At 59.6% G+C, this 21,415-nt stretch carries 20 protein-coding genes; 12 read left to right on the top strand and 8 right to left on the bottom strand.

What is annotated here, in order from left to right; all coding sequences use genetic code 11:
• Window positions 1-8: 8 nt before the first annotated feature.
• From ACODS3_RS04945 to ACODS3_RS04935, 3 genes are all read left to right on the top strand, one after another.
• Window positions 9-494 (top strand): flavin reductase family protein, encoded by a 486-nt coding sequence (locus tag ACODS3_RS04945; protein WP_201017547.1) that lies wholly within the window; start codon window positions 9-11, stop codon window positions 492-494.
• Window positions 495-665: 171 nt separating this feature from the next.
• The gene (locus tag ACODS3_RS04940) at window positions 666-1,418 is read left to right on the top strand and encodes a GntR family transcriptional regulator (protein ID WP_201001956.1); all 753 of its coding nucleotides are present in this window, start codon (window positions 666-668) and stop codon (window positions 1,416-1,418) included.
• Window position 1,419: 1 nt separating this feature from the next.
• The gene (locus ACODS3_RS04935; protein WP_201001954.1) at window positions 1,420-1,983 is read left to right on the top strand and encodes an NUDIX hydrolase; all 564 of its coding nucleotides are present in this window, start codon (window positions 1,420-1,422) and stop codon (window positions 1,981-1,983) included.
• A gap of 73 nt (window positions 1,984-2,056) precedes the next feature.
• On the opposite strand, the gene ACODS3_RS04930 is transcribed toward ACODS3_RS04935, so the two are convergent.
• Entirely contained in the window at window positions 2,057-2,344 is a 288-nt protein-coding gene (locus ACODS3_RS04930; RefSeq protein ID WP_201017548.1) for a DUF1330 domain-containing protein, read from the bottom strand.
• A gap of 93 nt (window positions 2,345-2,437) precedes the next feature.
• Between ACODS3_RS04930 and ribBA the strand changes: the two genes are divergently transcribed.
• The 5 genes from ribBA to ACODS3_RS04905 all read left to right on the top strand — a co-directional run bounded on the left by ribBA (window position 2,438) and on the right by ACODS3_RS04905 (window position 7,792).
• Window positions 2,438-3,547, top strand: coding sequence for a bifunctional 3,4-dihydroxy-2-butanone-4-phosphate synthase/GTP cyclohydrolase II (gene ribBA, locus ACODS3_RS04925; RefSeq protein WP_201001951.1), 1,110 nt, complete (start codon window positions 2,438-2,440; stop codon window positions 3,545-3,547).
• Window positions 3,548-3,855: 308 nt separating this feature from the next.
• Window positions 3,856-4,881: an ABC transporter substrate-binding protein gene (locus ACODS3_RS04920; protein WP_201001950.1), complete on the top strand. Its 1,026-nt coding sequence runs from the start codon at window positions 3,856-3,858 to the stop codon at window positions 4,879-4,881.
• Window positions 4,866-5,822 (top strand): ABC transporter permease, encoded by a 957-nt coding sequence (locus ACODS3_RS04915; protein ID WP_201017551.1) that lies wholly within the window; start codon window positions 4,866-4,868, stop codon window positions 5,820-5,822. The genes ACODS3_RS04920 and ACODS3_RS04915 overlap by 16 nt, the downstream gene beginning before the upstream one ends.
• 3 nt (window positions 5,823-5,825) lie before the next feature.
• Window positions 5,826-6,641: an ABC transporter permease gene (locus ACODS3_RS04910; protein ID WP_201001946.1), complete on the top strand. Its 816-nt coding sequence runs from the start codon at window positions 5,826-5,828 to the stop codon at window positions 6,639-6,641.
• Complete coding sequence (locus tag ACODS3_RS04905; RefSeq protein WP_201017552.1) at window positions 6,638-7,792, top strand: ABC transporter ATP-binding protein; 1,155 nt, start codon at window positions 6,638-6,640, stop codon at window positions 7,790-7,792. The genes ACODS3_RS04910 and ACODS3_RS04905 overlap by 4 nt, the downstream gene beginning before the upstream one ends.
• 144 nt (window positions 7,793-7,936) lie before the next feature.
• Here ACODS3_RS04905 and ACODS3_RS04900 read toward each other — a convergent pair whose 3' ends face one another.
• The 6 genes from ACODS3_RS04900 to ACODS3_RS04875 all read right to left on the bottom strand — a co-directional run bounded on the left by ACODS3_RS04900 (window position 7,937) and on the right by ACODS3_RS04875 (window position 11,771).
• Window positions 7,937-8,338 (bottom strand): ExbD/TolR family protein, encoded by a 402-nt coding sequence (locus tag ACODS3_RS04900; RefSeq protein WP_122318332.1) that lies wholly within the window; start codon window positions 8,336-8,338, stop codon window positions 7,937-7,939.
• A gap of 1 nt (window position 8,339) precedes the next feature.
• Window positions 8,340-9,065, bottom strand: a complete 726-nt coding sequence (locus ACODS3_RS04895) for a MotA/TolQ/ExbB proton channel family protein (protein ID WP_201001940.1) — start codon at window positions 9,063-9,065, stop codon at window positions 8,340-8,342.
• A gap of 90 nt (window positions 9,066-9,155) precedes the next feature.
• Window positions 9,156-9,968 (bottom strand): energy transducer TonB, encoded by an 813-nt coding sequence (locus ACODS3_RS04890; RefSeq protein ID WP_201017553.1) that lies wholly within the window; start codon window positions 9,966-9,968, stop codon window positions 9,156-9,158.
• Between the two features lie 224 nt (window positions 9,969-10,192).
• The gene (locus tag ACODS3_RS04885; protein ID WP_201017554.1) at window positions 10,193-10,702 is read right to left on the bottom strand and encodes a copper chaperone PCu(A)C; all 510 of its coding nucleotides are present in this window, start codon (window positions 10,700-10,702) and stop codon (window positions 10,193-10,195) included.
• The gene (locus tag ACODS3_RS04880) at window positions 10,696-11,301 is read right to left on the bottom strand and encodes an SCO family protein (RefSeq protein WP_201017555.1); all 606 of its coding nucleotides are present in this window, start codon (window positions 11,299-11,301) and stop codon (window positions 10,696-10,698) included. The genes ACODS3_RS04885 and ACODS3_RS04880 overlap by 7 nt, the downstream gene beginning before the upstream one ends.
• Window positions 11,302-11,393: 92 nt before the next feature.
• A complete protein-coding gene (locus ACODS3_RS04875; protein ID WP_201001932.1) occupies window positions 11,394-11,771 on the bottom strand; it encodes a DUF2946 domain-containing protein in 378 nt (125 codons plus the stop codon).
• A 345-nt stretch (window positions 11,772-12,116) separates the two neighbouring features.
• Here ACODS3_RS04875 and ACODS3_RS04870 point away from each other — a divergent pair, with 345 nt between their 5' ends.
• Window positions 12,117-14,612, top strand: a complete 2,496-nt coding sequence (locus tag ACODS3_RS04870) for a TonB-dependent receptor plug domain-containing protein (protein WP_201017556.1) — start codon at window positions 12,117-12,119, stop codon at window positions 14,610-14,612.
• 15 nt (window positions 14,613-14,627) lie between these two features.
• On the opposite strand, the gene ACODS3_RS04865 is transcribed toward ACODS3_RS04870, so the two are convergent.
• The gene (locus ACODS3_RS04865) at window positions 14,628-15,572 is read right to left on the bottom strand and encodes a helix-turn-helix transcriptional regulator (protein WP_304573995.1); all 945 of its coding nucleotides are present in this window, start codon (window positions 15,570-15,572) and stop codon (window positions 14,628-14,630) included.
• A gap of 147 nt (window positions 15,573-15,719) precedes the next feature.
• Here ACODS3_RS04865 and ACODS3_RS04860 point away from each other — a divergent pair, with 147 nt between their 5' ends.
• The 3 genes from ACODS3_RS04860 (at window position 15,720) to ACODS3_RS04850 (ending at window position 21,396) form a co-directional block, all read left to right on the top strand.
• A complete protein-coding gene (locus ACODS3_RS04860) occupies window positions 15,720-17,723 on the top strand; it encodes a TonB-dependent receptor (RefSeq protein WP_201001926.1) in 2,004 nt (667 codons plus the stop codon).
• Between the two features lie 146 nt (window positions 17,724-17,869).
• Window positions 17,870-19,654 (top strand): ABC transporter ATP-binding protein, encoded by a 1,785-nt coding sequence (locus tag ACODS3_RS04855; protein ID WP_489033513.1) that lies wholly within the window; start codon window positions 17,870-17,872, stop codon window positions 19,652-19,654.
• Entirely contained in the window at window positions 19,651-21,396 is a 1,746-nt protein-coding gene (locus ACODS3_RS04850; RefSeq protein ID WP_489033511.1) for an ABC transporter ATP-binding protein, read from the top strand. Before ACODS3_RS04855 ends, ACODS3_RS04850 begins: the two co-directional genes overlap by 4 nt.
• Window positions 21,397-21,415 lie beyond the last annotated feature (19 nt).

Raw genomic sequence — 21,415 nt, 5'->3', positions numbered from 1 at the left:
CGGCGGCAATGATAGAACCCGGCATTTATAAAGAAGTCATGGCGTCCTTTCCCTCGGGCGTCACCATCGTCACCACACTTGACGCCGAAGGCGGTCTGGTAGGCATCACCGCCAGTGCCTTCAGCGCACTGTCCATCGACCCCGCGCTGGTGCTGTTCTGCCCGAACTATGCCAGCGACACCTACCCGGTCCTGCGCGACAGTAAAAAATTCGCCATCCATTTGCTGTCCGCAGAACAGCAGACCGAAGCCTATGCTTTCGCCAGCAAGGGCAAGGACAAGACCAAGGGTATCGAATGGCACCTGAGCGACCTCGGCAACCCGTTGCTGAGCAAGGCGACGGCGATCATCGAGTGCGAGTTGTGGCGCGAATATGATGGCGGCGATCACGCCATCATCGTCGGTGCCGTGAAAAACCTGATCCTGCCCGAAACACCGGCGACGCCGATGCTCTACTACCGCGGCAAACTGGGGGCTCTGCCACCTTTTGCATGAGACGGGGTTCTTGGTAGTCGAGTGCAACGGCATGATAAACTCGGCACCTTTCCGGGCGATGCATGCCCGGTCATGCGTCAGCCCGACCAGTTTTCAGGCTGACGCCATGAACGCGACCGCCTTGTTCTGGCCGTGTTTTTCACATAGACAGCCCCACTCCGAGCACACCCGATGAAACGCCTGCCACTCGACGACAACTTCAAGGTCAATCGCAATCCCGTTACCCTGCGTGAGATCGTGCTGGACAAACTGCGCAGCGCGATCATGAACTTCCAGCTTCTGCCGGGAGATCGCCTGGTCGAGCGAGACTTGTGCGACCGCCTGGGGGTCAGTCGAACATCGGTGCGCGAAGCATTGCGTCACCTGGAGTCCGAGGGGCTGGTGGAGTTCGCCGACGCCAAGGGGCCACGGGTCGCGATCATCACTCTGGAAGATGCCTGCGATATCTATGAACTGCGTTGCGTGCTTGAAGGGCTGATCGTGCAGCTTTTCACCCTGCGAGCCAAGGCAAAAGATATCCGTGCCCTGGAAAAGGCCCTCGAAGAAAACCGCAAGGCACTCAACGATGGCGAGCTGCAACAGGTCATCGACTCGGTGCAAAGCTTCTACGATGTGCTGCTTGAAGGGTCGGGCAATCACATCGCCGCCACCCAGTTGCGGCAGTTGCAGGCACGTATAAGCTACCTGCGTGCCACCTCGGTGTCCCAGGTCAATCGTCGCGGTGCGAGCAGCCAGGAAATGGAACGCATCGTCGAAGCCATCAAGAGCGGCGACCCGCTGGCGGCGCATCAGGCCTCGGTCGATCATGTGCGCAATGCCGCCAAGGTGGCGCTGGAATACCTGAAGTCCAAGCAGGACGATGATGCCAAGGTTCGCGACATCGTTGCCCCCGTCGTGCTCAAAGAACCCCGCATAGGCCGCTGACATGCCAGCGCCGCGCTTTTGCCCGCAGTGCGGCAGCGCTGATCTCGATCAGCGTGTGCCACCGGGCGATACCCATGCGCGGCTGATGTGCGGCAGTTGCAACTACATTCACTACGTCAATCCCAAGATCATTGCCGGCTGCATCATCGAGCAGGAAGGCAAGTACCTGCTGTGCCAACGGGCAATCGCACCACGCCCCGGCACCTGGACGCTTCCGGCAGGCTTCATGGAAAGCGGCGAGACCACCGAGCAGGCGGCGCTGCGCGAAGTCTGGGAAGAAAGCGGCGTACGCGCAGAAATCATCTCGCCCTACTCCATCTTCAGCGTGCCGAAGATCAGCGAGGTGTATATCGTCTTCCGGGCAATAGCACTGGAAATCACCGGCCAGTTCGGGCCGGAGACACTGGATTACCGCTTCTTCGCACCTGAAGAAATCCCGTGGGACAGCATCTACTACCCAGCCATCCGGCAGATCCTCGAACGCTACATCACCGAGCGTCAGGCCGGGGTGTATGGCCTGTACATGGGCAATGACGATACCGGAAAGGTGCATTTCATTCGGTGAATTTCCTCCGTGTGGGAGCGAATTTATTCGCGAAACGGCCCTTCGCGAATGAATTCGCTCCTACGGGGATAAGTCAAACCCCTTCGACAATCACGATCTCGGCCTTCGCCACGCCATGGCGATGACTCATCGCCTCCTGATACTCGGCCGAGCGATAACAGGCCACGGCCTGCTCATACGATTCGAACTCGATCACTACCGTGCGTTGCGGCGTTTCGCGTCCTTCGACTGCTTCAGAACGCCCGCCGCGTGCCATGAATTTGCCACCAAATAATTTGAACGCCGCTGGCGCTCGCTGGGTATATTCGCTGTACTGCTGAGGGTCGGTAACGTCCACGTTTGCAATCCAATAAGCCTTCATCGCGATCTCACTGTTTCAATGATAGGGAATCTATGAAATATTCTGTCTTATGGTATACCACGATTTTTCATCCATAACACCGAGATCCTGAGTATGGCGTTCGATCGCATCGAAGACATCATTGAAGACTACCGCCAAGGCAAGATGGTCCTGCTGGTCGACGATGAAGACCGGGAAAACGAAGGTGACCTGCTGCTCGCCGCCGACCTCTGTACACCTCAGGCAATCAGCTTCATGGCCCGCGAAGCACGCGGCCTGATCTGCCTTACCCTGACCGACGAACATTGCCAGCGTCTGGGGCTCGAGCAGATGGTGCCCAGCAACGGCAGTGTCTTCGCGACAGCCTTCACGGTTTCCATAGAAGCCGCCACAGGCGTCAGCACCGGCATTTCCGCCGCCGACCGCGCCCGCACCGTTCAGGCCGCCGTGAATCCCGAAGCCCGCGCCGAGGATCTGGTGCAGCCTGGCCATATCTTCCCGCTGCGCGCCCGGGAAGGCGGCGTGCTGACCCGCGCCGGGCACACCGAGGCTGGTTGCGACCTGGCTCGTCTGGCTGGCCTGACGCCTGCGTCGGTGATCGTCGAAGTCATGAACGATGACGGTACGATGGCCCGCCGCCCCGATCTGGAACTGTTCGCTGAAAAGCACGGCATCCGCATCGGCACCATTGCCGACCTGATCCACTACCGCCTGAGCACCGAACACACGGTCGTGCGTATCGGCGAACGCGAGCTGCCGACCGTCCACGGGACTTTCCGCCTGTTCAGCTACGAGGACCGGATCGAAGGTGGCGTACACATGGCCATGGTCATGGGCGACATTCAGCGTAATTACCCGACGCTGGTGCGGGTGCATGTGGTTGACCCTCTGCGCGATCTGGTAGGTGCCGAATACACAGGACCGGCAAACTGGACGCTCTGGGCCGCTCTGCAAAAGGTGGCCGAAGAAGGTCGCGGCGTGGTCGTGGTGCTGGCCAATCATGAGTCGTCCCAGGCTTTGCTCGAACGCATTCCGCAACTCACTCAACCGCCACGCCAGTACACACGTTCGCAGTCACGCATCTATTCGGAAGTCGGTACTGGCGCACAGATCCTGCAGGACCTTGGTGTGGGTAAATTGCGCCATCTTGGCCCGCCTCTCAAGTACGCAGGGCTGACCGGATACGATCTGGAAGTGGTTGAAAGCATTCCTTTTACTGGCTGACCGGCCACTGATGCAAGGCAGGCAACACGTCTGAAGAGGTGACGCCTGCCCCAGTAAACAAAGGCTTTCACGGGCAAAAAATTAAAAAGGAACGGGTTCCGGCAGGGCAAAATACTTGCACAAAGTTTGGAATACCATAATATGACATTCCGTAGACCGAAGGTTTTTGTCAGGTGCGCCCGCTGAGGGATAAGGCCAAACAACAGCACCCGGCATGGTCGCCAGTTTCTCCGGTCCACTGGACCTACTGCTCCCGAATACGCGGGCAAAAAAAGCCCGCTCAAAACACAACAAATGAGGGCGTGAAAATGGTGTTGAACAAACGTGCAACTGCAGTTCTTGCTGCTGGCGTGTTGGCTATTTCAAGTTTCACAGCCATAGCCGCCGAAAGCGTCAACTTCGTCAGTTGGGGTGGCTCGACCCAGGATGCACAGAAGCAAGCCTGGGCTGCACCTTTCACCAAGGCCAGCGGCATTACTGTTGTGCAGGATGGTCCGACCGACTACGGCAAACTCAAGGCCATGGTCGAAAGCGGCAACGTGCAGTGGGATGTCGTGGATGTGGAAGCCGACTTCGCCCTGCGCGCCGCCAGCGAAGGCCTGCTTGAACCCCTCGATTTCACCACCATCAAGCGTGACCGGATCGACCCTCGCTTCGTGTCTGACCACGGCGCCGGCTCGTTCTTCTTCTCCTTCGTACTGGGCTACAACGAAAGCAAGGTAGGCGCCAAGACCCCGCAAGACTGGTCGGCCATGTTCGACACCAAGACCTACCCCGGCAAACGCGCCCTGTACAAATGGCCAAGCCCTGGCGTACTTGAACTGGCACTGCTGGCCGATGGCGTAGCCCCTGACAAGCTCTATCCGCTGGATCTGGACCGCGCCTTCAAGAAACTCGACACCATCAAGAAAGACATCGTCTGGTGGGGCGGCGGCGCTCAGTCCCAGCAACTGCTGGCTTCGGGCGAAGCGTCCATGGGCCAGATGTGGAACGGCCGCGTCTACGCTCTGCAACAGGACGGTGCGCCAGTGGGCGTGAGCTGGAAGCAGAACCTGGTCATGGCCGATTTCCTGGTGGTCCCCAAAGGCGCCAAGAACAAAGCTGCTGCCATGAAGTTCATCGCCGAGGCGACCAGCCCTAAAGGCCAGGCAGACTTCTCCAACCTCAGCGCCTATGCGCCGGTCAACCTGGACAGCGTGCCGCGCCTGGATTCGACGCTGGCGCCTAATCTGCCAACCGCGTATGCCCAGGATCAAATCACTCTCGACTTCGCATACTGGGCCAAGAATGGTCCGGACATCGCGACACGGTGGAACGAATGGCTGGTCAAGTAAAAATGACGGCTATCGCTTCCCGTCAATCCAACCCGGCCGGTGGTGCGTCAAGCACCGCTGGCGCGGCTTGCACCAAGGCAGTGACGATGCAGTCAAAAACCACTTTGTCACAACGCTGGCGCGGCAGCCGCAATCTGCTCCCGGCACTGCTCTTTCTGGGGCTTTTTTTCTTCGCACCGCTGATAGGCCTGCTGCTTCGCGGCGTGCTTGAGCCCACTCCGGGCCTGGGCAACTACGAGCAACTGTTCGCCAACTCAGCCTACTCCAGAGTGTTGTTCAACACCTTCTCGGTGGCGGGCCTGGTGACACTGTTCAGTGTGCTGCTGGGTTTCCCGCTGGCCTGGGTCATCACCCTGGTGCCACGCGGCTGGGGTCGCTGGATTCTCAATATCGTACTGCTGTCGATGTGGACCAGCCTGCTGGCCCGCACCTATTCCTGGCTGGTGCTGTTGCAGGCGTCCGGGGTCATCAACAAGACACTGATGGCCATGGGCATCATCGATCAGCCGCTGGAAATGGTTCACAACCTCACAGGCGTGGTGATCGGCATGAGCTACATCATGATCCCGTTCATCGTGCTGCCGTTGCAGGCAACCATGCAGGCCATCGACCCGATGGTGTTGCAGGCCGGTTCCATTTGCGGCGCCAGCCCGTGGTCCAACTTCTTCAGAGTGTTCCTGCCGCTGTGTCGCTCGGGGTTGTTTTCCGGTGGCCTGATGGTGTTTGTCATGTCCCTGGGTTACTACGTCACCCCTGCACTGCTCGGTGGCGCGCAGAACATGATGCTGCCCGAGTTCATCGTGCAACAGGTGCAGTCTTTCCTGAACTGGGGACTGGCCAGCGCCGCAGCCGCGCTGCTGATCCTGATCACCCTGGTGTTGTTCTACTTCTACCTGAAGCTCCAGCCGGAATCCCCGGTCGGCGCCAGCAATGCGAGGTGAACCATGCTCCTGACTCCCAATGCCATGAGCACGCGCCTGCGGTTGGGTCTTTACCTGACCACCGGCCTGATCGCGCTGTTCCTGTTGCTGCCGATCCTGTTCATCGTGCTGCTTTCGTTCGGCTCATCCCAGTGGCTGGTCTTCCCGCCGCCGGGCTGGACCCTGAAATGGTATCAGCAGTTTTTCTCCAATCCGGAGTGGATGCAGGCGGCGATGTCCAGTTTCAAGGTCGCCGTGCTGACCACCATCAGCGCCGTCGCTCTGGGCCTGCCCACCGCCTTTGCCCTGGTACGCGGACGCTTTCCGGGGCGTGACATGCTGTATGGCATCTTCACCCTGCCGATGATCGTGCCGCTGGTGATCATTGCCGTGGCCGTGTATGCGCTGTTTCTCAAGCTTGGTTACACCGGCACGCTGTTTTCCTTCGTGGTCAGCCATGTGATCGTGGCGTTGCCGTTCACCATCATCTCGATCATCAACTCGCTGAAGCTGTTCGATCAGTCCATCGAGGATGCCGCCGTGATCTGCGGGGCTTCGCGCATCCAGGCAGTGATCAAGGTCACTTTCCCGGCCATCCGTCCCGGCATGGTTGCCGGTGCGCTGTTCGCGTTTCTGGTGTCGTGGGACGAGGTGGTCCTGAGCGTGATGATGGCCAGCCCGACCCTGCAAACCCTACCCGTCAAAATGTGGACCACTCTGCGTCAGGATCTGACCCCGGTCATTGCAGTCGCTTCGACGCTGCTGATCGCCCTGTCGGTGCTGGTCATGTTCATCGCCGCGACCCTGCGTCGCCGCAACGAAGCCAGGAGTACCTCATGAGTGCCGTGATCAAAGACAACGCACAACACGACCCGAACACCCTGGTCAGCCTGTGCAACCTGAACAAGTATTACGGCGACTTCGCCGCCGTGGACAACATCGACCTGGATATCCAGGACGGTGAATTCCTGACGTTCCTTGGCTCCAGCGGCTCGGGCAAGAGCACCACGCTGTCGATGCTGGCGGGATTTGAAACGCCCAGCTCGGGAGAAATCCTGGTCGGTGGCAAGTCGCTGGTGAACGTGCCGCCCCACAAGCGCGACATCGGCATGGTGTTCCAGCGCTATTCGCTGTTCCCGCATCTGTCGGTGCGCGACAACATCGCCTTCCCGCTGGCCATTCGCAAATTGCCGGCAGCCGAGCGCGAAAAACGTGTGGATGCAATGCTCAAGCTGGTGCAACTGGAACAATTCGCCCATCGCCGCCCTTCGCAACTGTCAGGCGGTCAGCAACAGCGGGTGGCGATTGCCAGGGCGCTGGTTTACGAGCCGCGCATTCTGCTGATGGACGAGCCGCTGGGTGCGCTGGACAAGAAACTGCGTGAGGATTTGCAGGATGAACTGCGCCAGTTGCATCGTCGTTTGGGCATCACCATTGTCTACGTGACCCACGATCAGGAAGAAGCCATGCGTCTGTCACAGCGCATTGCGATCTTCAGCCACGGCAAGATTGTCGGTCTGGGCACTGGCTATGACCTTTATCAGAACCCGCCCAATGCCTTTGTCGCCTCGTTCCTGGGCAACTCGAACTTCCTGAAGCTCAAGGCTCAGGGCAATGCGGTGGCGACGTTTGAAAGCAGCCCGCTGTCGATTCGGCTGACCCCTGGCCTGAAAACCGATCAGGATGTGCTGTTGATGATCCGCCCGGAAAAAGCTCAGGCTCTGAGCATTCAACAGGCTGAAGCCACTCCGCTGGAACATGGCTGGAATGAAGTGACCGCGAAGGTGACAGAGGTACTGTTTCTGGGCGAAAGCCAGACCTGCGCAGTCGTTACCCCTGGCGGTACGGCCATGACCGTCAAGGCGCTGTCTGCAACCGGGCTGCAACTGAAAGCCGGTGATGCTGTGCGCGTCCGCTGGGCCACCGCCGATGCCTGTATCTACACCCAATGGGCAGAAAGCGACCTGAACAAGGCGGCTGGGGCTCATTGAGCCTTTTTCGCGACTGAAGTCGCTTGCCTGGAGTCCGCAGGAGCGAATTCATTCGCGAAAGACCACAACATCACACACAAAAAAAAGGCCGTACCTACCTGAGGGTACGACCTTAAAGGCTTCACTGTCTTGAAGGGTATTGCTCTATTTGGCAGTAATCACCGACAACTTGGTGATGCCTGCACGTTCGATCGAGGCCATGGCACGGGCCACTTCGCCGTAGTTCACATCGTTGTCAGCCTGAAGCTGCACACGAACCTGCGCGTCCTTGGCCTTGGCGGCCTGAAGATTGGTTTCCAGCAGATCTGCCTGGATCTCGTCCTTGTTGATGAACACCTTGCCCTGCCCGTCGATACTCACTACCAGCGGGTCCTTCTGCTCTGCCGGGGCGACCGCTTCGGTCTTGGGCAAATTGATCGGGATCGAGTTGGTCAGCAACGGCGCAGTCACGATGAACACCACCAGCAGTACCAGCATCACGTCCACCAGAGGTGTCACGTTGATTTCACTGAGTACTTCATCACTGTCTTGAGTGGAGAAAGCCATATCAGGAAGCCTCTTTCACTTTCTGGCCAGCGGCGCTGGCACCGTTCTTGGTCAGTACCGGGTGCAGCAGGACACGGAAGGAATTCTTCTGCGCAAGGCTGTAGAAGTCATGGGCAAAATCGTCCAGGTCGGCAGCGGTAAGCTTCAGACGACGCAGGAAGTAGTTGTAAACCAGCACCGCTGGCACCGCGACCGCGATACCGACACCGGTAGCAACCAGGGCCGCACCGATAGGACCGGCAACCGTTTCCAGGCTGGCAGAACCCGCAGCACTGATACCCTGGAGTGCCGACATGATCCCCCAGACGGTACCGAACAGACCGATGAAGGGCGAGGTGCTGCCGATACTGGCCAGAACAGCCAGGCCGGTTTCCAGCGAACGACGCTCACGCACGATCTGCTGGCGCAAGGCGCGCTCCAGACGATCCTGATGGTTGATCGACTGGCTCAGGTCGGTCTGTTGAGTGCCTTCATGCACCTGGATTGCTGCATAACCTGCCTGGGCAACACGAGCAGCGGCGCCCGGCTGCTGCTGAGCCAGCTCGGCGGCCGAGTCCAGGCTGGAAGCCGCCCAGAACTGTTTGTGGAACTTGCGATCCTGGGATTTCAGACGTGAAAACTGCACGCCCTTGAGCAAGGCCAGGCCCCAGGTCGCGACGGAAAAGACCACCAGCAGCCAGATGACGGCGTGTTCGATGGATTCAAAAGGGGATGCCAGTAAGTTCATGATCTGTACTCTCGTGCTGTGCTGATACGTCAGGTTCTGGTGTCGCGATGCTCCTTTTGTCAGGTGGCTCGCATTGAAGCTTTGAAACCGTTATTTGATCTTGAAGTCGATGGGGACGCTGACCCAGCCATCCTGGGCGACATCGCCCTGCTTGGCTGGAACGAAGCTCCAGCGCTTGACTGCCGTTACTGCGGCTTCGTCGAGCGATTCACGACCACTGCTTTTCTGAATCTGGATTTCTCCAGGCTTGCCGCTGGCCAGTACATGCACTCGCAACAGGACTGTCCCTTCCCAACCGCGGCGCATGGCCAGAGACGGGTATTCCGGTGCCGGATTGCGCAGATAACCGGCGCTGGCCGAAGCAGGCGTCACGGGTGCTGGCGCAGGCGGTGCTGGAGGCGCTGGCGCTGCAACCGGTTGTGGCGGTGCAGGTGGCGCTGGCGGTTGCTCCACGGGCTTGGCGACAGGCTTGGGAGTCGGCGGTTTAACGACCGGCTTGGGTTTTGGCTTGGGCGGTGGCTTGACGGCCAGCTCATCCTCGACGGGAGGCGGCGGCTCGACCACAGGTTGAACGATTGGCTCGGGCGGCGGTGGCGGTGTTTCCACCACAGGCGGCGCGGGCTGGGAAAATTCGATGGTCATCGGCGGAATTTCCGGCGGAACGATCGGCAGAACAGGCGTCGGCGTCTGGCTCAGCCAGTAAATCACTGCGCCATGCAACACCAGAGCAAATGCACCGAGCAGAATTCCTTCCCGACGTCCCAAGACAGGCTTGGGCGTGCGGTGCAACCGCGACAGCGCCAAGGGTCCCCGAAAAGGACGCCCCAGATCGACCAATTCGCCGCTCGGCGTTTGGCGCCAAGGCACTTCATGCGCACTGGCTGCGGTCTGGACATTGCCCATTGATACACTCCTGCATTTTTTCGGTAAAAATCCAGGTTCTGTTGGTATCAGTCACCTTTCCAATTTGATAGCGCCGGGCAATCATCCATGATCACGCTTGTTCCCGAAAAGAATATTTAGTTCTCCTGTTATTCAAAAAGGAAATATAAAAAATCTCACCCATGAAAAAGCCCCGGCATGCAATGACATGACGGGGCTTGACGCTGCCTGGGTCAACGGGTCAATCAGTGACCGCTATGATCGCCATGACCGGAATGTCCTTGGGCCGTCAGCGCCTTGACTGGCGCGAGGACCTTGATCGACTCCTTGACGCCCTTGTCGTCTTCAACGGTCAGGGTCAGCGGCACCTGATCGCCCTCCTTCACCTGGGCAACCAGGCCCATGAGCATGACGTGATAGCCATTGGAGTCCAGCACAACAGTCTTGCCGGCTGGCAGGTCGATGGATTTGACCTGCTGCATGTTCATTACATCGTTCTTCATGCTCATCTGATGGATCTGCACATCTTTCGCGGCAGGCGAGCTGACTTCAACCAGCTTGCTGTTGGTGGTCGACGTGATGTTCATGAAAGCACCGGTCGCAGGCTGCCCGGCCACAGTGGCCCGCACCCAGGCGTCATCAACGGTGGTTTGCGCGTGAGCCTGCACGCTCATGCCCATGACAGAAAGGGCCAGCAGCAGGCTTTTACATGGGGTGGCGTTCAGGGCATTACGGATCAGAGCATTCATCAACATACTTCCATCAAGGTGAGCAGATCTTCTGCGCATTGCTGTGCGGACAGCGAGTGGGACAGACCAAGGCGCAGCACGCCACGGGTGTCGAACACATAGCTGGTTGAGGTGTGGGAAATCGTATAAGTGTCGCCCAGCGGCACCTTCTCGTAGAACACGCCGAACTCCTTGGCCGTGGCCGCGGTTTCTTCCAGCGTGCCGGACAGGGCCACAAAACTTGGGTCGAACGCCTTTACATAGGCATCAATGACTTTTGGCGTGTCGCGCTCCGGGTCCAGGGTGATGAACACCACCTGGAAGGTGTCGGCATCGGCACCCATCAGTTTCTTGATCTGCGCCGCTCGGGCCAGTGCCGTCGGACAGACCGCCGGGCATTGGGTAAAGCCGAAGAACACCATCGGCATATAGCCCCGGAAACTCGACAGGGTCAGCACATCACCCTGAGAGTTCTTGAGCTTGAAGTTACGCCCGATGATCTTGTTGCTCAGGTCCTTGCCGTACTTGAACGGCAAGGCATTGGAGTTATTGCAACCGGTCAGAACGCCAAGGCTCAGCAAGGAGAGGCCCGCGACCACTTCGCGACGGGTCAGGTATTGAGTCATGCATTACGGTCCTTTGAAGGAAAACAGGCAAGGCATGCAGCACGTCACATGCTGGATGCGCTGCAGACAACCAATCAAGGCAAGACCGGGCTTCAGGGTGCCTGTGGCACCAGCCCTGGCGAAGTGTGACGGGAAGACTGGCGCATCAGGCCCGGCGGGATACGCAGCCTGACATCGCGCGAGCGCAGCAGCCAGCCCAGTCCGATGAAGAACACCACAATACCGGTCAGCTTGCCGGCGAAGGTACAGTCCAGCATGGCCAGTTGCATGACCAGCGCATGCCTGGCCTCGTCCGGCCCTTCCATCGACAGGGAAGTGTCCGGGTGATCACCACAGATATCTGCGGCCTCTACAGAGGAAAACGCCCCCAGCATCTGCCCATGGCTGACGCTGCACATGACGCCATTGAACAGGATGAAGCCATACAGCATCCAGGCAATGAGCGAGCGGTGGGTTCGGACGAATTTCATGGCGGCGAATCTACCACTCTCACGCCCTGTCGAACACCGCGAATCCACGGGCGGCGTGCAGGCCAAGGCAGGAAGCGTGTGGTGACGGGCCATAGCCCGAGGTGCGACAAAGTGGCGCAGCCTGCACATCGGGTCCGGTGGCGACTGAAAGTCCGGATTCCCGCCAACCTAAAGATGCAATTATTTTATTTACACGATAAATATAAATTCAAATTATTTATAATTAGCTTATACCGAAAAGAACTTTCACAGGATTGTTTCATAACCATATATTCCCGCTTACAGACCGACCCCTACCAGTGGAGGCTCAGAAAAACTTCCCGAAACTGACAAGGATCACTCTCCATGGCCTTCACTGCTCGCGCAGCCACAAAGCCTCTGCACCCTCACCTGCTAAAAGGTATCGCCTTTGCCGGACTGGGTCTGATAACGCCCGTTCAGGCGGCTGAAGAATCCGGCAATGACACCCGCCTGGACAAGGTCACGGTCATCTCCACCGGCATTCGCGGCACCGAGCGCACCGTGACCAACAGCCCGGCCCCCATCGACATAGTCACCAGCGAGCAGTTGCTCAAGACCGGCCGCGCAGACCTGACCGAAGCCATCGCCAAGCTGCTGCCTTCGTTCAACTACGGCACCAACGTCGCCGGTTACAACTCCACTATCCGCCCCTTGTCCAACCGCAGCCTGGCACCGGCTTATACATTGGTGCTGGTCAATGGCAAGCGACGCCATAACAGCGCCCTGCCCGCCAACGGCTCGACTGACAGCAGCGGCGCCAACTCGGTGGACATCGACATGATCCCCGTCAGCGCTGTGGAGCGCATCGAAGTCCTAAAGGACAGCGCCGCGGCCCAGTACGGCTCCGATGCCATTGCGGGGGTGATCAACGTCATCCTCAAATCCAGCGCTCAGGGCGGCCACCTGGGCGTGACCTACGGCAAGCTCTATAGCGGCGAAGGCGAAGTGACCAAATTCGAAGGCGATACCGGCTTTGAACTGGGGGATGGCGGTTTCCTGCACCTGTCCGCCGATGCGCGCAAGCGTGGAGATGCCAGCTGGAATGAAAAAGCCACCAACACCGCTTACTTCCCCGGCGATCCTCGGGAAGCGACCTGGGACCGGGTGGGCGTCAAGAACGGCGACCCGCAGATCAAGGCATTCAACCTGGCCTACAACGCCGAACTGCCACTCGATGACCGGACAAAGCTGTATTCCTACGGCACCTATGGTCAACGCGACGCCATCATCAATAACTATTTCCGCTACCCCAACGGCAACGCCAACATCCCGGAACTGTTCCCCGATGGCTACTATCCGCTGAACAACCTGGACGATACCGACTACCAGTACCTGATCGGTGCCAAAGGCGAGTCACTGGGCTGGAACTGGGACCTGAGCACAACCTACGGGCGCAACAACAACCATCAATACAGTGACCTGACCATCAACCCGTCACTGGGTCCGGCATCACCGACGTCCTTCGATGACCTGGCGACCTACCGTTTCGAGCAATGGGTCAACAACCTGGACATCACCCGCGCCTTTGACGGGGTGTTCGGCGTGCCATTGCAGGTTTCTGCGGGGCTGGAACATCGCTGGGAGCGCTTCCGGACCTTCGCCGGTGATGCCCAGGCGTATCAGGTCGGGGGATATCGCTTCCCGGCCACCCTGCCCAATGGCCAGCCCAACCCGTTGGCAGGCCAGTTGGCCTCGATTGCCGCGCAGGCTGCGGCGGTCATTTCACCTCTGGACGCCACCAGTATCAAACGCAACAACTATGCAGCCTATGTGGACTTCGGCATCACGCCCATAGAGCCACTGTTCATTGACCTGGCCCTGCGCGCAGAGCATTTCGATGACGACTCGGGCAACACCGTCAGCGCCAAGCTCAACTCCCGCTACGAGTTCACCGACACCTTCGCGGTGCGCGGTACAGTGGGCACCGGCTTCCGGGCTCCGTCCCTGACCCAGATCGGCTACAGCATCTCCGACAACCGGGTCGGTGCAGCGCCTGACGGCACCATCGTGCCGGCCGTGACCCGCATCGCACCGGTCAATTCGGCCCTGGCCCAGGCCTTGGGTGCCACTCCTCTGGACCCGGAAAAATCCCGTAACCTGGGCCTTGGCGTGACCTGGCAACCGGCACCGCGCACCAGCGTGACGGTGGATGCCTACTGGATCGAAATCGCCGACCGCATCGCGCGTACCGAAAGCCTGTACGGCCCGGCACTGGCACCGATTCTTACCGCGCAAGGCGTCGACACCAGCACCTGGACCTCGTACTACGCCAACGCCTTCGACACCCGCACTCGCGGCCTGGATATCGTGCTCGATCACTCCAGCCGTTATGGCGCTTTTGGCGATGTGCGCTGGAGTGCCGGCTTCAACTACAACAAGACCATCATCACCGACGTCAAGAGCGAGCCCTCAGCCTTACAGGGCCTGGGCGACAACACCGGCGGCAGCCTGACCTGGGTCGGCCGTGCCCGGGAGGGCGATCTGACCGACGCGCAACCAAAAACCAAATGGGTGCTGGGCGCCAACTGGACCCTCGGCGATCTGGGCGTGAACCTGCAAACCACCCGCTATGGCAAGGTCAAGACGCTTCAACAACTGGAAAGTGGCGACCGCAGCTTTGGTGCCAAATGGATCACCGACCTGGACCTGTCCTACACCATTGCGGACAACATCACCCTCAGCCTGGGCGGCACCAACATCTTCAATGTGCGACCGGACAAGAACGCCATCCCTTCGGCCAATGGTCTGAACCTGTACAGCAACCCGCCGTTCTATCCGGGTGGCGGGTTCTGGTATAGCAAGATCGCTTATGACTTCTGATTGGCGCCATCAGGATCAGAATGGATAGACCTCGGCCTGAATCGCGGTCTCATCCATGCCATTGGCGGCCAGGGTACTGAAGTGCAGCGGATTGATGCCGTAGTAACGGCGGAAAACCTTGGCGAAGTGGCTGGCGTTGGAATACCCGACCGCCGCCGCCACTTCGCTGACCGATCCCTGCTGCTTGAGCAATTGTGCAGCACGCTCGATACGGACTTTCTGCAGATAGCCATACACGCCGCTGTCGTAGACGTCGCGAAAACCCTGCTTGAGTTTCTTGGTATTGAGCTCCACACACTGGGCCAGTGACTCGATGGTCCAGTCCTGTTCCGGGTGGGCCTCAAGCAGTTTGCGCGCACGCTCGACACGGGCCAGATCACGGCCACCGGCGCTGAGCCCGGTGAAGCGCGCAAGGTCCTGGATATGCGCCGTCAATTGCCCGAGCATTTCATAGGCCTTGCCCCGCAGCAGTAAATCCCTGGCAACACCTTCCAGCCTGCATCCCAGCATTTCCTGGCCAATACGCCGCACCACATGGGGCGCTGGAAACTGTGCCAGACGCGCCGCACTGTCTACCGTACGGGTTTTCTCCCAGGGGCCGTCGTACTCGAACAATTGAGTGGCCAGATCCAGCATGCCCAGCCGATGAGCTGCGAAACTGATATTCACCCCGCGCCAGCGCGTCCCCGCCGGGACAAAACCCACGCCCTGTAAAGGCACCGTGGAATGAAACAGACAGCAATGATCTTCGCGCCAGCTCAAGGGCGAAGTATCGGCGAAACTGCGCCAGCCCGCACAGTTGGCGTGATAGGACACCGTCAACGACGCCTCGCAGGAGGCATCCAGATGGCGGTCTTCATCGACCTGCCATTCGATCAGACGGATATCGAGTTCGTCTCCCACCTCTTCGGTGAGCACCTTGGGCAACTCATAATCAGCACGGTAATGATTAAGGCTCATTGGTACACACTCTTTTGGGAATCAGACTCAAATGATAACACTTATCAACTATAGTGCCGATTGCGCGCTTTTATACCCCGATCGCACGCGCAACAACATAACCATAACCAGAAGATAGCGGCTTCCACTTAGCAGCCGAGTCTTCCCATGCAGCGCTCTATACTCAGCCTGGCGATTACATTCGCCATATCCGGCCACGTTCTGGCGGACGATGTTCTGAACTTGCCCGAAATGCAAGTGACTGCCAGCAAGCGAACCCAGGCCCAGGATCAGACCGATCTCGCGCTTTCGGTTGCCAGTGAGGCTGACCTTGAGCGTGCCAACGTCTATAACAGCGGCGAGCTGGAAAGAGTATTCCCCGAACTGCTGGTGCGTAATACCGGTGCTGGAGTGTTCCCGAGCCTGAGCATGCGCGGCATTTCGTCTTCGGACCCTTACAACGCGCCAGTGGCAATCTACGTCGATGGCGTCCCGCAATACCTGGGCACCTTCAATCAACAACTGCTCGACGTCGAACACATCGAACTGCTCAAAGGGCCGCAAGGCACCCTGTACGGACGCAACGCCCATGCAGGTGCGCTGAACATCATTACCCGCCAGCCGGACAACACACCGACGGCGACGATACAAAGCCGCTTCAGCAATCTGCATCAACAAGTCGCCGTCAGCGGCTCGGCTCCGCTGGTCACAGACAAGCTGTTCATTCAGGGCACCGTCTATCACGATGATACCGATGGCGAGCTGACCCGCAGCGAACATCATGGCGACAGCGACAACGGTGGCGGCAACGTCGCACTGACCTTCAGGCCCAATGAAGACTTCAGCCTGAAACTGGCCTATGCCCGTGACCGGCTGACGTCCTACAACGAGCAATATCTGGCCGACGAAACCTATGAAAAGCGCCGGGCCAGCGTGCCGTTGATGGAGTCGATCTACGTGCGTCGGGTAGAAACCAGCAGCGCGACCATTGACTGGAACCTCAGTGACTCACTGAAACTGACCTCCATCACATCCCTGCAGAATTACCGTCATGAGCGCCTGTTCGGTGACATGGGTTTCCACTGGCCGGAAGCCCAGCGCACCGTCAGCCAGGAATTGCGCCTCGCCACCCAAGGTGAAGACCGTGCCTGGGATGCAGTCGGCGGCCTGTACTGGCAGAAGAGCCGCAGCCACTCAGAGCGGACTCCTGACGCTGGCGCCCCGTTGTTCGGCGTGTATGGCGCAGCCGACAGCCGCATCGAGAACACCGAAAAAGCCGTGTTCGGCGAGTTCATCTGGCACCTGGCGCCGCGCTGGGACCTGACCCTGGGCGCCCGTCACAGCGAGGAAAAGGCCGAGACCACCTACAACCAGGTGGACGCGCTGTTCACACCGGGCTTCGTCTATAAAGGCAACGACACCTTCACCAGCACCACGCCCAAAGTGGCGCTGGGCTTCCAGGTAACGCCTGATACCCGCCTGTACGCATCGGTCAGCAAAGGCTTCAAGGCAGGTGGTTACAACCGCATTGGCTCGATCACCTCCGACTCGGTGGCTTACTCGCCGGAAAAATCCCTGAACATGGAAGTCGGCGTCAAATCCAGCCTGCTGGACAAGCGTCTCTGGCTGAATGCGGCGCTGTACCGCATCGATATCGACGATGTGCAGCAGTTCATCGGCGCCGCAGGCACCGGCACTCAAGCCTTGAGCAACATCGGCAAGGCCCGCAGCGAAGGCGCGGAAATGTCCGTGGACTGGCGCGCCGACGAAGCGACGCTGATTCGTCTGGCCGGCACCGTCAACCGCAACCGCATGCTGGATTCCGACCGCCAGGGCAACAGCCTGACCTACACGCCCGGACGCACCTTGCGTGCTTCGGCCGAGCGCAGTTTCTACTTCGACAACCTGCTGGGCGAGCTGCGCCCGAGTGTCGGCATCAGCTACACCGGCCAGCACTATTTCGATGTCGACAACGAGGTTTCACAGGGCGGTTACAGCCTGGTGGACGCCCGTCTTTCCTGGCTGCCAAAACCCGATCTGGAACTGGCGCTGTACGGCAACAACCTGGGGGACAAGGACTATCGCACCTACTCCTACATCACCTCCGGCGCCCAGTTCAGCCAACCCGGCCAAGGCCGCGAACTGGGCGTGAGCACCAAAATAACCTTCTGACGCGAGACACGTCGGGAAAGGTGTAACGGGCGAAGCCGGCAAGCGCTTCGCTCTTTCAACGGAATGCCCCGTGGCCACGGCCCTTCAGCCGTCAGCCCGGCCCCGTGCACCCTCCTGAAAAGCACAGAAACCTACAGGAGTTCTGAATGAGCCCACAACACGACACTGTCGGCACGACCACAAAAGAGCCCTTGAGCCATACCGGGCTGCTGAAACTGGCACCCACAATGTTTGCCATCGCCATCGGTTGCGCCGTGGCCTCGACCCTGCTCAGCCTGGTGCCGCTGTGGTGCATCTACAAGATTGCGCAGATGCTGCTCAATACCGCACCCAATGCCGAAGCCGCCCTGGGCTGGGGGCTGGCAGCGCTTTTTGCCGTTCTGTTGCGCTGGCTGATCATGACCGTCAGCCATGTAACCGCCCACCTCGCGGCCTTCGAGCTATTACGCCAGCTGCGCAGCCGTATCGCCCGGCATCTGGGCGAAGTCCCCTTGAGCTTCTTCAACAAGAACAGCAGCACGGACCTGCGTCGCACAATCAACGACGACGTCGGCTCTCTTGAAGGCTTTTTTGCTCACTCACTCCCCGACTCCATAGCCGCCGCCGTAATGCCGCCGCTGACCCTGATCGTGCTGCTTTGCATCGACTGGCGACTGGCACTGGCCTGTATTGCCCCGCTGCCCCTGGCCTTTATAGCGCAGATGCTGATGGTCAAGGGCTCGGCCGAACGCATGGCCAAATGGCAAAGCCTGCAACAGCAGATTTCCCAGAGCTTCAGCGAGTACCTGCAAGGTATACAGGTCGTGAAAAGCTTCGGCCTGACCAGCCTGCGCTTCGGCACACTGAGCAAGGACATTCGCGGTGCCGCTGAGTGGGTGGCCGGCTTTGCCCGCAAGAGTTCGCTGTTCTGGGTGGTGTTCTCGGGCCTGCTCAGCGCCAACCTGATCATCGTTGCGCCACTGGGTGCCTGGCTGCTGCTGGCAGGCAAGATCACCCTGGAAACATTGCTGTTGTTTCTGCTTCTCGCCCCCGCCGTACTGATGCCACTGCTGCGCCTGACCTACATGCTCGGCGATCAGGTACAACGCAATGCGGCACTGGCCCGTATCAACGAGGTGTTGCTCAGCCCGGCGATGAGCGAAAACCCGGACGCCCGCATCCCCGATGCGCCACTGGACCTGCGCCTGGAAAACGTCTCCCACACCTATGGCGAAAGAAAAGCCCTGAACCAGGTCAGCTTCAGCGCCCAGGCAGGCCAGTTGACAGCGCTGGTCGGCCCGAGCGGCTCCGGCAAGAGCACCGTGGCGCAACTGGTTTGCCGTCTGTTCGATGCCGACAGCGGCAGTATCACTCTGGGCGGCACGGATCTGCGTGACTGGCCGCTGGAAGCCTTGCTCGAACGGGTCGCGTCGGTATTCCAGCAGGTTCACCTGTTCGACGGCACAGTGCTCGACAACCTGCTGCTGGCCAGGCCCGATGCCGATCAGGCCAGCGTCGAAGCCGCCGCCCGCGCAGCCTGTGCCCATGACTTCATTCAGCGTCTGCCGCAGGGCTATCAGACCCGGATCGGCGAAGGCGGAGCGCAACTGTCCGGTGGCGAACGCCAGCGGCTGTCCATCGCCCGCGCCCTGCTCAAGAACGCTCCGGTACTGATTCTTGATGAAGCCACCGCCTATGCCGACAGCGAAAACGAAGCGCTGATCCAGGAAGCTCTGGCCAATCTGTGTCGAGGCCGCACGGTGCTGATGATCGCCCACCGCCTGCATACCGTGATTGTCGCCCAGCGCATCGTCGTGCTGGATCAGGGGCAAGTGCGCGGCGTCGGTCGTCATGAAGAGCTGCTTGAAGGCTGCACGCTGTATCGACAGCTCTGGCAAGACCACACACGTATTCGCCAATGGCAACTGAGCAGTACAGGAGTATCGGCATGATCGCCAATCTGATGCGAGCCGGTGAACGCCTGGCCGGCCAGCGTGACCCACATCTGAATCAGGGCCTGCGCCTTGCAGTGCTGGAAGGCCTGCTGAGCGCTGCGCCTTACCCTTTGTTGTACTGGTTGCTCGACAGCCTGCTCAAAGGCACGGCCACCACCTTGAGCGTGATCGGGCTGGCACTGGCGATGCTCGCCTGCCTGATTGCCCGAATCGTCACCGGCGCAATCGGCACCCCGCTGATCTTCACTGGTGCCTACGCCATGATGGCCAACGCCCGCATTCGCCTTGTGGACCATCTGCAAAAGCTGCCTCTTGGCTGGTTCGGCAAGACCCACAGCGGCGAAATCAGCGCTCGGGTCACCGGTGACCTGGCACTGGTAGAACATCTCTGGTCACACTTTCTCGGCGTCTTCGCCCTGTCGCTTGCGAAGCTGGCCTTTCTCCTGATCTTCCTGTTCTGGCTGGAACCCGTGCTGGCCTTCGCTGTGCTGGCCATGCTGCCATTGGCCTGCCTGGCCATCTATGTAGCGATCCGCAAGACTCTGGTGCATGCCGACCGCATGCTCACCAATAACAACCGCACCCAGGCAGCGTTGCAGGAATACATTCAAGGCATTGCGGTGATCCGCAGCTTCGGCCGGTTCGGCAGCGCCCTGCAACGCTTGAACAAAGTGATGGATGCGCAGCATCAGGCGATGGTCAGCATCGAACTGAAACCGGCACCCTGGGTCGGGCTGTTCGGACTGGTGATCGAAGCCGGTTTCATCCTGATGGTACTGCTGGGCTGCAACCTGCTGCTCAAGGGGCAGTTGAGCATCGAAAACCTGCTCATCTTTACCGTGCTGTCTCTGCCGTTGTATCGCCAGGCCATCGACCTGGGTTTCTCCACGCTGCTGCTGCGCTTCGGCCATCTGGCCCTGACCCGCACCGAGCAGTTGCTGGAGCAGGCACCGATGCCTGAGCCTTCCACGCCACGCAAACCCCAACACTTCGATATCGAACTCAAGAATGTGCGCTTCAGCTACGCCGAGCGTGAATCGACGGTGATCGACGGTATTTCCTGCCACCTGCCAGCAGGCACCCTGACCGCACTGGTCGGCCCGAGCGGAGCCGGCAAAAGCACTCTGGCGCATCTGGTCGCAAGGCTCTGGGACATCGACAGCGGTCACTTGCAGATTGGCGGCATCGAGGCCCGTGAGATTGGCAGTCAGTACCTGCAAGAACACATCTCCATGGTCTTCCAGGACGTCACGCTGTTCTCCGGCACCGTGCTGGACAACCTGCTGGTCGGCAAGCCCGACGCAACCGAACAGGAGGTCATCCACGCCGCACGCCTTGCTCAGGCCCACGACTTTATCGAGGCCCTGCCAGACGGTTACGCCACGCGGATTGGCGAAAACGGCGGCTGGCTTTCAGGTGGTGAACGCCAACGCCTGTCCATTGCCCGTGCCCTGCTCAAGAACAGCCCGATCCTGTTGCTCGATGAAGCCACTTCCAGCGTCGATCCGTCCTCGGAAGCCGCGATTCAACTGGGGCTGGATGCTCTGGTGCGTGACCGCACCGTGCTGGTCATTGCTCACCGTCTGCACAACATCCAGCACGCCGACCAGATTCTTGTCATGGATCGCGGGCGCATCGTCGAACAGGGCCGTCACGACGAGCTTCTGGAGCTGAACGGTCTTTACGCACATTTATGGCATCAGCAGAGCCGGGCACGGCACTGGAACCTGAACACCTGAACCCTACGCGCCGCGCAAA

The sequence above is a fragment of the Pseudomonas sp. FG43 genome (genome assembly GCF_057809175.1).
This window is presented reverse-complemented; position numbering and strand designations above follow the sequence as displayed.

What these genes read in the sequence shown, in the direction of transcription:
- ribBA (WP_201001951.1), top strand. Translation starts at nt 2,438, where the DNA reads ATGGCGTTCGATCGCATCGAAGACATCATTGAAGACTACCGCCAAGGC.
- ACODS3_RS04855 (WP_489033513.1), top strand. Translation starts at nt 17,870, where the DNA reads ATGAGCCCACAACACGACACTGTCGGCACGACCACAAAAGAGCCCTTG.
- ACODS3_RS04915 (WP_201017551.1), top strand. Translation starts at nt 4,866, where the DNA reads ATGGCTGGTCAAGTAAAAATGACGGCTATCGCTTCCCGTCAATCCAAC.
- ACODS3_RS04860 (WP_201001926.1), top strand. Translation starts at nt 15,720, where the DNA reads ATGCAGCGCTCTATACTCAGCCTGGCGATTACATTCGCCATATCCGGC.
- ACODS3_RS04865 (WP_304573995.1), bottom strand. Translation starts at nt 15,572, where the DNA reads ATGAGCCTTAATCATTACCGTGCTGATTATGAGTTGCCCAAGGTGCTC.
- ACODS3_RS04885 (WP_201017554.1), bottom strand. Translation starts at nt 10,702, where the DNA reads ATGTTGATGAATGCTCTGATCCGTAATGCCCTGAACGCCACCCCATGT.
- ACODS3_RS04895 (WP_201001940.1), bottom strand. Translation starts at nt 9,065, where the DNA reads ATGAACTTACTGGCATCCCCTTTTGAATCCATCGAACACGCCGTCATC.
- ACODS3_RS04930 (WP_201017548.1), bottom strand. Translation starts at nt 2,344, where the DNA reads ATGAAGGCTTATTGGATTGCAAACGTGGACGTTACCGACCCTCAGCAG.
- ACODS3_RS04905 (WP_201017552.1), top strand. Translation starts at nt 6,638, where the DNA reads ATGAGTGCCGTGATCAAAGACAACGCACAACACGACCCGAACACCCTG.
- ACODS3_RS04880 (WP_201017555.1), bottom strand. Translation starts at nt 11,301, where the DNA reads ATGACTCAATACCTGACCCGTCGCGAAGTGGTCGCGGGCCTCTCCTTG.
- ACODS3_RS04940 (WP_201001956.1), top strand. Translation starts at nt 666, where the DNA reads ATGAAACGCCTGCCACTCGACGACAACTTCAAGGTCAATCGCAATCCC.
- ACODS3_RS04920 (WP_201001950.1), top strand. Translation starts at nt 3,856, where the DNA reads ATGGTGTTGAACAAACGTGCAACTGCAGTTCTTGCTGCTGGCGTGTTG.
- ACODS3_RS04890 (WP_201017553.1), bottom strand. Translation starts at nt 9,968, where the DNA reads ATGGGCAATGTCCAGACCGCAGCCAGTGCGCATGAAGTGCCTTGGCGC.
- ACODS3_RS04935 (WP_201001954.1), top strand. Translation starts at nt 1,420, where the DNA reads ATGCCAGCGCCGCGCTTTTGCCCGCAGTGCGGCAGCGCTGATCTCGAT.
- ACODS3_RS04945 (WP_201017547.1), top strand. Translation starts at nt 9, where the DNA reads ATGATAGAACCCGGCATTTATAAAGAAGTCATGGCGTCCTTTCCCTCG.
- ACODS3_RS04875 (WP_201001932.1), bottom strand. Translation starts at nt 11,771, where the DNA reads ATGAAATTCGTCCGAACCCACCGCTCGCTCATTGCCTGGATGCTGTAT.
- ACODS3_RS04910 (WP_201001946.1), top strand. Translation starts at nt 5,826, where the DNA reads ATGCTCCTGACTCCCAATGCCATGAGCACGCGCCTGCGGTTGGGTCTT.
- ACODS3_RS04850 (WP_489033511.1), top strand. Translation starts at nt 19,651, where the DNA reads ATGATCGCCAATCTGATGCGAGCCGGTGAACGCCTGGCCGGCCAGCGT.
- ACODS3_RS04870 (WP_201017556.1), top strand. Translation starts at nt 12,117, where the DNA reads ATGGCCTTCACTGCTCGCGCAGCCACAAAGCCTCTGCACCCTCACCTG.
- ACODS3_RS04900 (WP_122318332.1), bottom strand. Translation starts at nt 8,338, where the DNA reads ATGGCTTTCTCCACTCAAGACAGTGATGAAGTACTCAGTGAAATCAAC.